Below are 14,219 nucleotides of genomic sequence, written 5' to 3' on the forward strand. Positions count from 1 at the left end.
ACGGACATCCTCTTCTTAATTATATTGTTCGAATACATAGATTTTACCACAAAAACAAAAAATACCACAATATAATCAACATATAACATAAATATACTCAATTAGTTATCAAAAAATATACAAAAAGTGTTGACGGTTATAATGAAAAGGTTTACAATGAGCGAGTAAAAGTTTAGGAGGGAAAAAATTGCCAACAACAATTAAAAATTTTATCAATGGTCAGTGGATAGAGAGTCGCACAGAGTATTTTGAACCAGTTTATAATCCAGCAACAGAAGAAGTGATAGCTACTGTTCCACTGTCTACAAGAGGAGAACTTGATGAAGCAGTTGAATTCGCCCAAAAGAATTTTTTGGTATGGAAAAATGTAGACGTTATTAAGAGAGCACGAATTATGTTCACTTTCCATGAGCTTTTAATAAAACACAAATCAGAGCTTGCTGAGATTATTACAAGGGAAAATGGAAAATCACTTGCTGAATCATTAGGAGAAGTTGGTCGGGGGATTGAAAATGTCGAATTTGCTGCTGCTGCACCTACGCTAATGATGGGAGATGTTCTTCAAGGAGTTGGAACGGATGTTGAAGCGACTAACTACAAATATCCTATCGGTGTTGTGGGAGGGATTGCTCCCTTTAACTTTCCTATGATGGTTCCTTGTTGGATGTTTCCAATGGCTATTGTTATGGGGAATACTTTTGTTCTTAAGCCTTCAGAAAAAACCCCTCTCTTGGCCAATCGTTTGGCTGAGTTATTAAAAGAGGCGGGGCTTCCAGATGGCGTATTTAATATTGTAAATGGCTCTCATGAAGTAGTGAACGGACTTTTGAATCATCCAGAGGTTAAAGCAATCTCATTTGTTGGTTCAAAAGGGGTGGGAGAGTACGTTTATAAGACAGGAACAAGTAATCTTAAGCGTGTTCAAGCATTAACCGGAGCAAAAAACCACACCATTATCTTAAAAGATGCGGCCATTGCGAATGCAGTTAAGAATGTCATTTCAGCTGCGTTTGGCTCAGCTGGAGAGCGCTGTATGGCTTGTACAGTTCTTGAAGTGGAAGATGAGATTTATGATGAATTTATGGATAAATTAGTCAAAGCAACAAAGGAAATAAAGATTGGAAATGGTCTTGAAAAAGGGGTTTTCCTAGGGCCAGTCATTCGCCGTGAGAACCAAGAACGAACCTTGTCCTACATCGAAAAAGGAGTGGCTGAAGGAGCTACTTTGAGGTTAGATGGTCGTGAACATAAGTTTGAAAAAGGCTATTTTGTTGCGCCGACTATTTTCGAAAATGTGACACCTGAAATGACAATCTGGAAAGAAGAGATATTTGCACCTGTTCTCTCTGTGATTCGTATCAAGGGATTAAAACAAGGAATTCAGATTGCTAACGCACATAGCTTAGCAAATGGTGCGTGTATCTTTACAAATAATGCAAGTGCTATTCGTTATTTCCGAGAAACAATTGATGCGGGGATGATTGGTATAAACTTAGGTGTTCCTGCCCCAGTTTCTTTCTTTGCATTTTCTGGTTGGAAGGACTCATTTTATGGAGATTTACATGCGAATGGGAAAGACAGTATTGAGTTTTATACACATCGTAAAGTTGTAACAGCACGCTATCCGAAAGAAGATGTTTAAATTGGTTAATTTTAGAAGAGAAAAAATTGCTTTTTCCGTGAGTGAAGAGGTGGAGTTGTTGCATCATATCACCAAAGAGAATAGTGCACTTGACTATATTGAAGTTCAACTTTTCCGTATGAAAGAAGGTGGAACTTATTCACTGAGTTTGATGGGAAAAGAGGTCTGTATTGTGGCATTAACGGGGAAATATACGATAGAAGATGGTCGATGCTCCTTTGAAAATGTTGGTACAAGGCAGAATGTTTTTGAAAAAGTCCCGACAGATAGTGTCTACATCGGAGAAGGGAAAACCTTTCATATAACTTGCTCAGAGGAAGGAAAGGTGATGCTGTGTTTTGCGCCTTCAGCTCGAAAAGAGAATAAAACTTGCTTAATTAAGGCCGCAGATAATCGTGTAGAGCATCGTGGAAAATATAATAATCAACGGGTAGTTCATAATATATTGGATGATCAGAGTTCAATCTCAGATAAATTATTGGTAGTGGAAGTCTACACGGAACAGGCGAATTGGTCTAGCTATCCACCTCACAAACATGATCAAGACAACCTCCCAGAAGAATCCTTATTAGAGGAAGTGTATTATCATGAGATGGCACCAAGTAAAGGATTTGTTTTTCAACATGTCTACACAGATGATCGTCTGATTGATGAAACGATGACTATTTATAACGAAGAAATGGTCCTTGTGCCGAGGGGGTATCATCCCGTTTCTGTACCAGATGGTTATAGGAGTTACTATCTAAATATTATGGCCGGTCCTACAAAGATTTGGCAGTTCCATAACGAGAAAGATCATGAGTGGATTCTTGATCGAAAATAGAAATTTGTTAGCTTATGAATAAAAAATAAGATTTAGAGAGTGGAAGTGGATGGTAACGTGGGAAAGAGATATGATTTAATTGCGATTGGTCGTGCAGCGATTGATTTGAATGCAGTCGAATATAATCGACCAATGGAAGAAACAAAAACATTTAGTAAATATGTTGGGGGATCTCCAGCCAATATTGCGATAGGGACAAGTAAGTTGGGGCTAAGCGTAGGCTTTATAGGAAAAGTATCGGATGATCAGCATGGGCGATTTATTACGCAATACTTAGAGGAAACCGGGGTTAACACAGAAGGAATAGTCACAGATAAAGAAGGACATAACTCAGGTCTTGCATTCACTGAGATTCGTAGTCCAAAAGAATGTAGCATTCTTATGTATAGACAGGAAGTGGCCGATTTATACCTTCGCCCAGAAGAAATTTCAGAAGCGTATATTAAACAGGCGAAGTATCTGTTAATTTCAGGAACGGGGTTAGCCCAAAGTCCTTCTCGAGAAGCAGTTTTGAAAGCGCTTCTTATTGCGAAAAAGAATAGAGTTAAAGTGATTATGGAACTTGATTATCGTGCCTATACGTGGAATTCAAAACAAGAGACAGCGACGTATTATCAATTGGTTGCGCAACAGTCTGACATCGTTATTGGTACACGAGACGAGTTTGATAGATTAGAAAATAAAGAGGAAGGAGTAAATACTGAAACGGTCCATGAGCTGTTTAATTACCAGCCGGAGTTAATTGTGATTAAGCATGGTGTCGAGGGCTCATTTGCATACGAAAAAAATGGCACGGTAACTAGAGGGAAAGCCTATGATGCGAAAGTACTAAAAACTTTTGGTGCAGGTGATTCATATGCGGCGGCGTTTATTGCAGCAATTAACAAGGAAAAAACGATTGAAACGGCACTTAAATTTGGGAGTGCAGCGGCAGCTATTGTGGTGAGTAAACATTCTTCATCAGAAGCTATGCCGACAATTGAAGAGATTGAAGCATTAATTGAAGAACAGGATTGATTCTTTATGAACAGCAACAGAACAGTAACCAATTTGAGTAATTTGATTGGTGGATTATCCATACAAAACTAATAGGAGGATAACATGAACATTAAACTAGGTATTTGTCCCATCGGATGGACAAACGATGATTTACCAGAGCTAGGTGCAGAGAATACGTTTCAGCAGGCGATTAGTGAGATGGCTTTAGCGGGATTTACGGGAACAGAGATTGGTAATAAGTATCCCAAAAATCCTGTAGAGTTACGTAGTTACTTGGAACCTAGAGGGATGTCTATTGCTTCTGCATGGTTTTCATCTTTTGTTATTTCTGACTTCGAACAAACAAAAAAAGACTTTATCAAACACCGCGATTTTCTTTTTGAAATGGGTGCCAAAGTAATTGTTGTTTCTGAACAAACGCACTCAATTCAAGGATTACCTAAAGCAATTTATGATCAGAAGCCCGTTTTTACAGACGAAGAGTGGGTGTTATTAGTTCAAGGTCTTAATGCATTAGGTGATCTTGCTCATGAGAAGAATATGGAGATTGTTTATCACCATCATATGGGTACGGGCGTACAAACGACCTCTGAAATTGATCGTCTTATGGCTGAAACAGATCCAAGTAAAGTTTATCTACTTTTTGATTCCGGTCACTTGACGTTCTCCGGAGAAGATCCAATTGCTATCGTCAAAAAATATGCAAGTCGGATAAAACATATCCATTTAAAAGACATTAGAGAAGAATTAATGGCTGATGTTCGTAACAATCATAAAAGTTTTTTAGAAGGGGTTAAAGAAGGCGTATTCACTGTTCCAGGAGATGGGATGGTCGACTTTGTCCCAATATGGGAAGCTATTCGGGCCTCTAATTATGAGGGATGGATTTTGGTGGAAGCAGAGCAAGATCCTGCCAAGGCGAATCCGTTTGTTTATGCAAAGAAAGCCCGTACGTATATTAGAGAAGTCACAGGAATTTAATTGATTTCGGTGGAAATTGATTAATTGAATGATAGCAGGTTATCACCACGAATAAAACGATAGATGGTATTCGTGGTGATATGAGTGTTTTGAAGAGAATCGCAGATAGATTGCGATTAAAAATAAAGTGAGGCTAAACTATGCAGGAATGGATCATTATAAGCTTTCTTACTGTCGTCATAGGAATTTGGGTCTATTCGTACCGTAAATCCAAAAAAGTAGACATTCAAAGTTCAGAAGGATATTTTATGGGCGGTCGATCCTTAGGAGCCATCAACGTAGCTGGTGCGATTATTTTAACGAATCTCTCTACCGATCAAATGGTTGGAGAAAATGGGCAATCATATATTGCAGGGATGCAAGTCATGGCATGGGAAGTGACTTCGACTGTGGCTATTGTCGCATTGGGTCTTATCTTTTTGCCAAAATATTTCAAATATGGAATTGATACTATTCCAGACTTTCTAGAGATGCGCTACGATCGTACCATTAAACGAGTTATTTCAGGGTTGTTCATTTTTACGTATGTCGCTTCGTTTTTACCAGTACTATTGTATTCTGGTGCATTGGTATTTAATGAAATTTTCCATATCGATAAAATGCTTGGGGTGTCTACCGTTGTCGCGGTTGTCGCGATTTGTATTGTGACTGGCTTGATGGCAATTGCCTATCTTTTGATGGGTGGACTAGCCTTGACGGCCCATTCTGATACTATTTATTCGGTGGGATTTCTAGTTTGTGGATTAATCGTTCCAATTCTTGGCTTGATGTTACTTGGTCATGGCAGTTTTCTTGGAGGAGTGGAACAGGTTGTCTATCATTCACCAGTAAAAGGTTTACTTAATTCGGTCGGGGCATTAGATTCTAAATACGTTCCTTGGCCAGCGCTTTTGACAGGCATGTTATTCAATAATTTGTACTTCTGGTGTACGAACCAAATGATTGTTCAAAAAGCATTTGCTGCGAAATCACTTGAAGCTGCACAAAAAGGAACGATGATTTTAGGGGTCTATAAAATATTTGGCGCACTATTCCTAGTTTTTCCGGGAGTTATTGCTCGGAATGTTTTTGGAAATGAGTTCTTAAACAATTCAGATGCTTCTTATCCAGCACTTTTAGTTAAAGTGGTTCCTGAAATTTTAAATGGGTTCTATGGAGCAGTTATTCTAGGTTCTGTTTTATCCAGTTTTTCTGGCGCACTAAACTCATTAGTTACACTGTTCTCACTCGATTTTTATAGAGGGATGATTCACAAAAAAGCAACAGATCATCAAGTGGCTCATGTCGGGAAGGTCACGACAGTTTTAGTTGGCTTGATATGTATTGTGATTGCACCATTCATTACCTATGCACCAGCCGGCTTGTATCAATTCATCCAACAATTTAATGGCTTATACAATGTTCCTTTATTGGTTATTATTCTGTTTGCCTTTTGGTCTAAAAAAGCAACAGCCTTTTCTGCAAAATGTATCATAGGCATTCATATTGTACTTTATGCAATAGGAATCTTTGTATTTTCAGAGATTAACTTTTTGTATGTACTTGGTGTGTTGTTCTTCCTAGAAGTGGGCATCATGCTACTTTTGCCAAGACTCAAACCAGAAGCAGATTTTATTATGGAGGCTTTTCATGCTCCTAAAGTAGATATTGTACCATGGAAGCACGGTAAGTTGGTTGGAGGAATCGTCATAGCAATCGTTATTGTGACATATGCCATCTTCTCACCACTTTTATTTGGACATTCATAATTAAGATTTGGAGAATACAAACATGAAAAAAAGTATTTTAATCATTTGTGAGGCAGGGATTACAGCTAGCTCCTTACTTTATAAAATAGCTCAAGAGCTTGATGAAAGAAAGATAAATATAGATGTAAGTTATGTTTCTTTTTCAGGGCTGGAAGAAAAAATGAAACAGAAGAAGTATGATGTACTTCTTCTGACACCGCAAATTCGAAGACACGCTAAAATTGCGCAACAATTGCTGGATAAATATTCGAAAGGGGCAGAAGTTTTAATGATTTCAGATCATGACTTTCTATACATGAATATCCCACATATTGTTCAGCAAATACAAGGGGAGAACAAATGACAGAAACGATTAAACTGACAACTGCTCAAGCCTTAGTTAAGTTCTTGAATCAACAATATGTCTCATTTGAAGAGGTAGAGACACCGTTTGTTGAAGGCATATTTCATATTTATGGACATGGGATCGTATTGGGCTTAGGAGAAGCAATTGAAGCTGATCCAGGTCATCTCAAACACTATGCTGGAAAAAATGAACAGGGCATGGCTCTGGCTGCAGTGGCTTACGCAAAACAAATGTTGCGGCGGAAAATTTTTGCAGTTACGGCGTCTACGGGACCGGGCTCAGCCAATATGGTTACTGCTGCCGCCACGGCGTATGCCAATAATTTACCTGTATTATTATTACCTGCAGATACTTGGGCAACACGTCAACCAGATCCTGTGTTGCAACAAGTAGAGAACCCTTTATCTGTAAGTATGACAACAAATGACGTGTTTAAGCCTGTATCTAAGTATTGGGATCGAATCGAACGTCCGGAACAATTGATGACGGCATTAATTCATGGCTTTGAAGTCCTTACTTCTTGGGAAAACACAGGTCCGGTTACTATTGCCATTCCTCAAGATGTCGAAGGGATGGTTTATGACTACCCAACAGAATTTTTCCAAAAACGAGTTCATTATTTAGATAGAAGATATCCAAGTAAGCGTGAATTGTCACAGGCTTGTGCATTGATAAAAGCAGCTAAAAAACCAGTCATTATTGTGGGTGGTGGCGCTAAGTATTCTGAAGCACAAGAGGAGTTAAAGAGGCTTTCTGAGAAAGGGAATATTCCTTTAGTTATGACACATGCTGGTCAGTCCACCGTGATTTCTGACTTTGCCTATAATCTTGGAGGAACAGGAGTTTTAGGCACAGAAGCTGCAAATAAGGCAGTTATGTCAGCTGATTTACTGATTGGCTTAGGCACACGTTACAATGATTTTGTGACCTCCTCAAAAACGATTTATGATTTTGAGAAAGCAAAATTTCTAAATGTTAATGTCAATCGCTTTCAAGCTTCCAAACTAGATGCTGTGAGCATAGTGGCAGATGTAAAGGCTACTTTGCAAGAATTAATCCCGTTGTTAAACGAGTATCAATCTTCTTGGGGAAACGAAATTTTTGATTGGAAAAAAGAAGGACTGATGGCACGTGCAAGACTTTCAAAATGTCATTATGAAGATGAATCATTTATTCCTGAAATAGCCAATCACTTTACCAAAGAACATTTAGCAGACTATTCTAAAACATTAAAAACAGGATTGACACAGACGGAAGTCTTTCTTGCAATTAATGATTTTGTCGCAGATGATGCGGTAATTGTGACTTCAGCAGGATCTCTTCCTGGAGAATTCCAAAGATTGTGGCAGGCCAAAGCTGAAAATACGAATCATTTAGAATACGGCTACTCAACTATGGGCTATGAGATAGCGGGAGCTTTAGGTGTGAAGTTAGCCGTTCCAAATCAAGAAGTCTACGCAATGGTTGGGGATGGGTCATTTTTAATGTTGCATACAGAGTTAGTGACTGCTTTACAATATGGAAAGAAGATTAACATTCTACTTTTTGATAATGCAGGCTATGGCTGTATCAACAACCTTCAAATGGAACATGGTTTGACCTCAGACGGAACCGAATGGCTGGATCATAACGGAAAAATTATGGTTATCGATTATGCCAAAGTTGCAGAAGGTTATGGAGCCGTTGTCTATCGTGTGCATACTCTTGATGAATTAAAAGAGGCATTAAAGGATTCACAAGAGCAGCTAGGGACGACCTTTTTTGATATCAAAGTCTTACCAAAAACCATGTCATCAGACAGTACGGGTTCATGGTGGAATGTTGGAATTCCAGAAATTTCTAAACTGGATGCGGTACAAGAAATGACAAACCAAAAAGTAAAAGAGCGTAGGCTTGCTCGACCGTACTAATGCTCTGTAGGAATGTTAGTCTTTGAAATTGCTTTTTGAGGGCAACTTTTATAGAGCCATCAGTTTAGCATTCTTTACAGAATTTCTAATGATAGATTTGTTGTATGTTTCTTAAGTCAGAGTCAAACTAGAAAAGAGGAAAAAGAAAATTATGCAAAAGAAAATTCGTGTGGCAATAATTAGCTTTGGACGTATCGGGAAAATTCATATGGAAAACTTAATAGCTAATCCTAAATTTCATGTAACGATGGTCTGTGACATTGTTAAGCCTGCTGATTTTGAGGCAGATTTTCCAGGTATTCAATTTGTAGAGAATTATGAAGAAGTGCTTAAAAATTCAGAGGTGGATGCAGTGGTTATTGGCTCACCTACTTCTCTTCATCCGAGCCAAATTAAACAGGCTGCGATAGCTAAAAAACATATTTTTTGTGAAAAGCCTGTTGGGTCTAATCTTGAAGAAATTACCGACGCATTTGAAGCGGTTAAGAAATCTGGTGTCATTGTGCAGGTAGGATTTAATCGCCGTTATGACGATGACTTTTTAGCAATAAAAAATCGCTTGGACGAGATTGGCCAACCACACATTTTGAAAATTACTTCTCGAGATCCTGAAATGCCACCTGCTCAATATTTAGCTAACTCTGGTGGAATTTTTATGGATATGGCCATTCATGATTTCGACATGGCACGTTATATGTTCGGTGAAATAGAAACAGTCTTTGTACAAGGGGCTGGTCTAGTTGATTCGAACATCATTCAATACAATGACGTGGACACGGCAGTTACTACACTAACCTTTGAAAATGGTGCGATTGGTGTAATAGATAATAGTCGCCAAGCAGTGTATGGTTATGATCAACGGATTGAGGTGTTTGGCTCAGAAGGAATGCTACAAAATAGTAACCATTTACAAGAAAATACCGTATATTCTGGTAAGTTGGGTGTGGTTAGTGAAAAACCGCAATACTTCTTCTTAGAACGATATCTGAAATCATATGATACAGAACTGAATTATTTTGCTGACAGTATTTTAGAAGGAAAACCAATCTCATGCTCAATGGAAGATGGCGTGAAAGCAGTCAAAATTGCACAGGCTGCTAAAAAGTCATTAATGACGGGTGAAGTGATTAATATCGAATAATTGTAACAAAGAGCGTGCTCAAATAAATAAGTCTTATTCTATTGTGAGTCAAACGATGATCATTCAATTTCTCTTACAGCAGTTCAACTGAATCAATAAAATAAGCCTGACATAGAGTGTACTAACGATTAAACAGATCGCTAGTACACTTATTTTGGTAGCCAGATAAGACAGAGATATCTTGATTTTTAGAGAAAGGATGATAGTTAGGGAAGCTTTTTATACTTTTAAGTGTAGAATTTTATAAAAAAGTGTCGGTTTATTATAAATACTTTTTCGTTTGTAGATAGTAAACTTAATTGTGAAATATTAAACAAGCGGAGGGGAACTATGAAAAAGAGTGTTGTAAAAAAAATAATGGGTGTCGCAATTGTCTTTTTAGTAGTATTGTTGGCAGGATGTTCAGCGAAAGAAGACAGCAAGATTAAAGATGGAACATTCTCAGGTTCAAGTAATGGGAATGGTGGCGAAATTGAAGTACAGGTCGTGTTGAAGGATGGCAAAATTACAGAAGTTAACACACTGAAAAGCCAAGAGACAAAAGGGCTAGGGGAAGATACTCTAGAACAAATTCGTGAGGCGATTGTTGAAAATAATTCTGTACATATTGAGGCATTATCAGGTGCGACGGCTTCATCAGAAGGTTATATTGCAGCCGTAAAAGACGCGCTGAAAAAAGCAGGTGCTACGGATAAAGATTTTGTAACAGATAAAAAAATTACATTAGGGAATGTGTTGGATAAAGAAGAATATACTTTTGATGTCCTTGTAGTTGGTGCAGGTGGTGCCGGTCTGTCTAGTGCGGTCGAAGCTTCGTCAGCAGGCGCTTCAGTAGCTGTCTTAGAAAAAAGTTCGGCGATTGGCGGTAATACGGCCGTTTCAGGTGGTGCATTTAACGTTCCTGGATCGGATTTACAAAAGAATATGGGCATTGAAGATAGCAAAGAATCATTTGTGGAAGATGCTCTAAAGGGTGGAGACAACATTGCGGATCCTAAATTAGTTCAAGTTGTGGCTGACCATGCATTGGAAGCATATGAGTGGATGCGCGACGATATTAAAGCGGAATTTATTCAAGACCGTGTGCAACAGTTCGGTGGTCATAGTGTCCCTCGTTCAGTTGTTCCTGTAGGCAATAAAGGGGTCGAGTTAACAAATAAACTTTGGGAAGCTGCAAAAGGCAACAAAGCAGAGTTGTTTTTAGATACAAAAGCAGTTGAATTAATTGAAAAAGATGGCAAAATCGTTGGCGTAAAAGCAGAAAATAACGGCAAAACAGTAACATTCCATGCAAACAAAGGGGTCGTTCTTGCTAGTGGTGGATTTGCTGCAGACGTCGAAATGAGAAAAAAATATAACAGTCACTATGATGAAAAATTCATGACAACGGCTGTTTCATCGAGTACAGGTGATGGAATTGTGATGGGCGAACAAGCTGGTGCGGGTCTAGTGGATATGAAAGAAATCCAAGTGTATCCAACGTCTAACCCTGAAACAGGGATTATCTCTTATGTAGCGAATTCACGTTTTGATGGGGCAATTTTAGTTAATCAAGGTGGCCAACGTTTTGTCAATGAAGGCGGGCGTCGTGATGACATTTCAAACGCGATTCTTGATCAAGAAAACGGCTATGCGTACCTTGTTTGGGGCCAAGAAATTGAAACGGTTGGGAACATGACAAAGGTTCACGAGAAAGAATTTGAAGAAATGAAGAAAAATGACATTCTTTTTGAATGTAGTACATTAAGTGAAGCAGCAGAAAAAACAGGTGTGGATGCGAAAACGCTTGAAGCGACTGTCAAACAATTTAACGGATACGTGAAAGACGAAAAAGATCCTGATTTTGAGAAAACAGGCGTCTTTAACAAAATCGAAGAAGGACCGTTCTATATCCAAAAAGTTGTTCCTTCGACACACCATACAATGGGTGGTTTGACAATTAATACTGATGCACAGGTCTTGGATACAGACGGGAAAGCAATTCCTAACTTGTATGCGGCTGGTGAAGTGACAGGTGGTATTCACGGAACGAACCGACTTGGCGGCAATGCGATTACAGACATCATCGTCTTTGGCCGAATCGCAGGAAGTAACGTGGCAAAGTAAATTGAATCACAGAAAAAAATGGGTTATCCTAGGGGTAATTCATTTTTTTCTATAGATAGAAATGACTGAAAAATTTGGTAAGCAGCTAGTAGAGGAGGAGAGTTTATTGAAAATTTTCAAACGAGACACTATTTTAAAAGTGGTGATTCAGCCGCTAATTCTCTCACTAGTTTTAATTAGCTCACTTTTTTTACTCAGTGCTGTCATCTTTTTAAAACAGAATGTCTATCCAGATATTTCGACTTTGGGCAATGAATTGTTGCAGGCCAAGTCAAATGAGATTGATCTATGGTTAGAAAGTCGGATTGAAATTATGGAGCGAATGGGGATTATTTTTGGGGAACAAGAGTTTTCTTCGAAGAATAAAACGATGCTCCTAACTAAGCTGTCAAAACAACGAGAGTTTGATCAACATGAGTATGACAGCATGGGTTTTATCACACTAACTGGGAAAAAGTATTTAACGAATGGTTCTTCATTTGATGTTAGCAATCGGCGTTACTTTGAGAGAATTCAGCAGAGCAGCGAAAATCATGTTGTTTCCTCATTGATTTCCTCCAAGGCGGATAATCAAAAAGTGGTGTTGATTGTAACGAAGGTTCTGGATGAATCAGGCCAAGTTAAAGGCTATCTTAGTGTGGCTTTGCCGATGACGCAATTAAAAAAATTATTAACCAATAATAGTCAGTTGGTCGAATCTGCCTTATATGATGAGGTTTCGGATGAGTTTTTAGTAGGAAAGGGCTTTGATGAAACGGGGAGTATTCATTTTTCGAAAAAGATTCCAAGTAGCTCTAATCTATTGGTTCAGCTAGCGATTCCTAACAAACGGTTGTACAGTAATTTAACCTATTTTTGGGTGTTTATTATTTGTGGTGTGGTTCTCTTAATTGCTATTGGGGCCATTATTACCTATAAACAAGTCAAGGGACTAAAAAAATCAATTACGAACATTGAGACGGGGATGTCACAAGTGGTCTCACACCAGTATCTGCCCATCAGTCAACCTTCAAAAATTCATGAAATTAAAAATTTAGAGGATGGGTATAATCAGTTAATAGCGGCAATTCAATTACAGAAAACTGAGCTCATTCGGGAACAAAAGCTGACATTTGAAGCAGAAAACAAAGCGTTGTATTCTCAAATCAAACCACATTTTTTATATAATACATTAGAAACGATTCAGTCACTCGCAAACAATGAAGAAATGTTAGCAGTGGAGCATGCGGTAGGGGATTTGGCTCGCTTTTATCGAGTGGGGTTAAGTGATGACCGTGTCCATATCGCTTTGGAGCAAGAACTGGTGCATGTTGAAAGCTATTTGAATATTATGAAGTTGCGTTATGAAGATGATTTTGAATTTACGGTTCAAAATGAGGTGTCAAAAGACTTAATGTTTTTGAAGTTCACCTTACAACCGTTGATTGAGAATGCGCTATATCATGGCATTCGAATGAGTGCGGAAAAAGGAGAGATTCAGATTTTGCTACAGGAAAAAGGGTCGAACCTTTGCGTGACGATTGCCAATACAAACTATACGACTACCGAAGAAGAGGTTTGGCAACTAAATCAAGCGTTAGAGACAAATCAGACGTCGACAGGTTATGGTTTGTACAATGTTAATCAACGACTCAAAAATCAATATGGTACTGAGTATGGAATATCGATTCGTTTAGAAGGGGCCTATTTCATTGCAGAAGTGGGTCATCCAAAAATTCGAAGGGGGGAGTATAAATGAACTTTTTAGTGGTTGACGATGAGTCGATTATCCGAAAGAATTTCATTAAGCGAATCCAAGCACTATCATTAGGGCATTCCATGATTTTGGAAGCTAAAAATGGCTACGATGCGCTTGAAATTATGCAGGAAGAAACCATTCATATTGCCTTAATTGACATAAATATGCCTTTTTTTGATGGTCTGTCTTTAATTTCTAAAATTAGAGAAATCAATACGGAGGTCAAAATTATCATCATTTCTGGATATGAGAACTTTGATTATGCAAAACGAGCGATTGAGTATGGTGTGACGGCATACTTGTTAAAGCCGATTGATCGTGAAGAATTTAATGAAGTGATGACAAAAACATATCAAGAAGTTGATTTGAAGGAGGTTGACTCGACGTTTAAAGGAACGGTCGTCGCTACTTTACGAAAAAATGTGGAGAATCCGGATTTTAATCTTAGTGTCTTGTCAAAAGAATTAAACTTAAGTCCTAACTACTTATCTAAGCGTGTAAAAGAGACCTTTAATCAATCGTTTGTCGATTTGTTGAGAGAATTGCGAATAGATAAAGCCAAGAAATTATTAGAACAAATGGCGGATGGCAAAAAAATCTACGAGGTGGCGCAACAAACAGGTTTTAAAAATCAGTATTATTTCAGCCAAGTCTTTAAGCAAGAGGTCGGACTATCGCCCAAACAATATTACCTAAAAGTCCACTTCACGAAGTAGCTTGTTGGTTTTTAAGGGAAAATAGAATAAACTAAGTAAACAATAGAATAGCCACAGACCTGAGTTTCA

Annotated in this window: 11 protein-coding genes; all 11 read left to right on the top strand. The window is 38.3% G+C overall.

From position 1 onward, the window contains the following. Positions 1-187: 187 nt before the first annotated feature. Complete coding sequence (locus tag IGI37_RS18780) at positions 188-1,642, top strand: CoA-acylating methylmalonate-semialdehyde dehydrogenase (protein ID WP_438763726.1); 1,455 nt, start codon at positions 188-190, stop codon at positions 1,640-1,642. Then, positions 1,635-2,465 (top strand): 5-deoxy-glucuronate isomerase, encoded by an 831-nt coding sequence (gene iolB / locus IGI37_RS18785; RefSeq protein WP_438763727.1) that lies wholly within the window; start codon positions 1,635-1,637, stop codon positions 2,463-2,465. The genes IGI37_RS18780 and iolB overlap by 8 nt, the downstream gene beginning before the upstream one ends. A 57-nt stretch (positions 2,466-2,522) precedes the next feature. Beyond that, entirely contained in the window at positions 2,523-3,482 is a 960-nt protein-coding gene (iolC, locus tag IGI37_RS18790; protein ID WP_438763728.1) for a 5-dehydro-2-deoxygluconokinase, read from the top strand. A gap of 84 nt (positions 3,483-3,566) precedes the next feature. Next, positions 3,567-4,445, top strand: coding sequence for a myo-inosose-2 dehydratase (iolE, locus tag IGI37_RS18795; protein WP_438763729.1), 879 nt, complete (start codon positions 3,567-3,569; stop codon positions 4,443-4,445). 140 nt (positions 4,446-4,585) lie between these two features. Next, complete coding sequence (locus IGI37_RS18800; RefSeq protein WP_438763730.1) at positions 4,586-6,193, top strand: solute:sodium symporter family transporter; 1,608 nt, start codon at positions 4,586-4,588, stop codon at positions 6,191-6,193. Between the two features lie 22 nt (positions 6,194-6,215). After that, complete coding sequence (locus IGI37_RS18805) at positions 6,216-6,536, top strand: PTS sugar transporter subunit IIB (RefSeq protein WP_438763731.1); 321 nt, start codon at positions 6,216-6,218, stop codon at positions 6,534-6,536. Continuing rightward, positions 6,533-8,449 (top strand): 3D-(3,5/4)-trihydroxycyclohexane-1,2-dione acylhydrolase (decyclizing), encoded by a 1,917-nt coding sequence (iolD, locus tag IGI37_RS18810; protein WP_438763732.1) that lies wholly within the window; start codon positions 6,533-6,535, stop codon positions 8,447-8,449. Before IGI37_RS18805 ends, iolD begins: the two co-directional genes overlap by 4 nt. A 151-nt stretch (positions 8,450-8,600) precedes the next feature. After that, positions 8,601-9,590 carry an inositol 2-dehydrogenase gene (gene iolG, locus IGI37_RS18815; protein ID WP_438763733.1) on the top strand — a complete coding sequence of 330 codons (990 nt, stop codon included), beginning with the start codon at positions 8,601-8,603 and terminating at the stop codon, positions 9,588-9,590. Positions 9,591-9,920: 330 nt separating this feature from the next. Further along, positions 9,921-11,696, top strand: coding sequence for a flavocytochrome c (locus tag IGI37_RS18820; RefSeq protein WP_438763734.1), 1,776 nt, complete (start codon positions 9,921-9,923; stop codon positions 11,694-11,696). 106 nt (positions 11,697-11,802) lie between these two features. Next, entirely contained in the window at positions 11,803-13,434 is a 1,632-nt protein-coding gene (locus IGI37_RS18825) for a cache domain-containing sensor histidine kinase (RefSeq protein WP_438763735.1), read from the top strand. Next, the gene (locus IGI37_RS18830; RefSeq protein ID WP_438763736.1) at positions 13,431-14,150 is read left to right on the top strand and encodes a response regulator transcription factor; all 720 of its coding nucleotides are present in this window, start codon (positions 13,431-13,433) and stop codon (positions 14,148-14,150) included. Before IGI37_RS18825 ends, IGI37_RS18830 begins: the two co-directional genes overlap by 4 nt. Positions 14,151-14,219: the final 69 nt, after the last annotated feature.

The organism is Enterococcus sp. AZ194, assembly GCF_051713825.1.
Classification (GTDB): Bacteria; Bacillota; Bacilli; order Lactobacillales; family Enterococcaceae; genus Enterococcus_K.